Annotated in this window: 1 protein-coding gene; it reads left to right on the top strand. The window is 68.9% G+C overall.

The window, feature by feature from the left end; translation table 11 throughout:
- The first annotated feature begins 336 nt into the window (after positions 1–336).
- Positions 337–1,407, top strand: coding sequence for an IS110 family transposase (locus tag PSD17_RS15290; RefSeq protein WP_339123090.1), 1,071 nt, complete (start codon positions 337–339; stop codon positions 1,405–1,407).
- Positions 1,408–1,536 lie beyond the last annotated feature (129 nt).

Raw genomic sequence — 1,536 nt, forward strand, 5'->3', positions numbered from 1 at the left:
TGGAGTTGCCGGTCTATTTCTGCGACCCACACAGCCCCTGGCAGCGGGGCAGCAACGAGAACACTGTGAGTGTGTCGGTCGGCGGTATCGGCCTGGTCCGCTGCCAGGCTCGGTGCCGGTGACCCCGGAGTGACTCACGAGAATACTGGCCGCGATGACGCGTGCCTTGCGTTGGACACGTCGTCCGGGGTCATCGGCGCCGGCCTGGCCCACTCGTCTTGGCTTGATCAGGAGCTTGTCCGCCCCGATGGGCGTGACCCCTCACAGTGCTGCCGCGACCAGTGACCTCTACCCAGGCCGACGCCGACACGTTCGCCCTGCTGAGAGGACAACCGCATGGCCATGCTGGCAGAGCAGTACCGCTACGTCATCGGTGGCGATCCCGACCGGGACACCATCGACTTGGCCGTGCTCGACACCGCGACCGGTGGAGTCCGTGCCCACCTCGTCGAGGCCGCGGACGGCCCGGGATACGCGCGGATGCTGGCCTGGGCCGACGAGCACGCTCCGGAGAAGCGGGTCTGGGCGCTGGAGGGCACCAGCAGCTTCGCTGCCGGGCTCGCGCAGACCCTGGCCGAGTCCGGAGAGGCCGTGGTGGAGGTGGGTGCTGTCAAGCGCACCCGCGGCGCCAAGAACGATCACATCGACGCCGTGCGCGCCGCTCGAACGGCGCTGGCCCGTGAATTTCAGACCCTGCCTCGAGCAAGGGGCCTACGCGAAGCGCTGCGGATGGTCCTGGCCACGCGGGCCGCGGTGCTGGTCAGTCGGACCAAGGCGATCAACGAGCTGAAGAGTCTGATCATCGTCGCCCCCGAGCACTTGCGCGCCCAACTGCGTGGCCTGTCCCTGGCACGCCAGCTCGGTCGGATCGAGGCTCTCCGGACACCGCCGGGGGCCGAGGTCGAGCATCGGGTGACGATCTCGACGCTCCGCTCGATCGCCGCCAGGGTTCGGTTCCTTCAGCGTCAGGCAAAGGAACTCGACCCGGAGTTGGCGTCGCTGGTCGCCCAGCACACGGCCGGACCAGTGCTTCTCGCCGAACCCGGAGTCGGCCCGGTCGTCGCGGCGCAGCTGTTGGTGTCCTGGTCACATCGGGGGCGGGTCCGCAACGAAGCTGCATTTGCAGCGCTGGCAGGAACGTCACCGCTCGAGGCCAGCAGCGGACAGCGCATCCGGCACAGGCTCAACCGCGGCGGTGACCGCGACCTGAACCGGGCGCTGCACACCGTGGCCATCACACGCGTCCGCTGCCACGCCGAGACCCGTGCCTATCAGGCCACAGCGACCGCCCGCGGCAAGACCCGCCGCGAGATCCGTCGCTCGCTCAAGCGGGCATTGGCCCGGCGCCTCTACCGACGCATGCAGGCAGCGACCCGGCCCTCAGCCGGACGACCCACCGCTGCTTGACAAACATAGGAGCGTCCAACGGGCTGTTGCGCCAGTACTTCCCGACTTGTCTGGGGGCAGCGGTGTCGTGATCGGGTTGGCCGCCCGTAGCGTGCCGCAGGACGTCGGACAGGCTGACTCGAGTACTTC

It is taken from the genome of Pseudonocardia sp. D17, assembly GCF_036984265.1.
GTDB classification, from domain to species: domain Bacteria; phylum Actinomycetota; class Actinomycetes; order Mycobacteriales; family Pseudonocardiaceae; genus Pseudonocardia; species Pseudonocardia benzenivorans.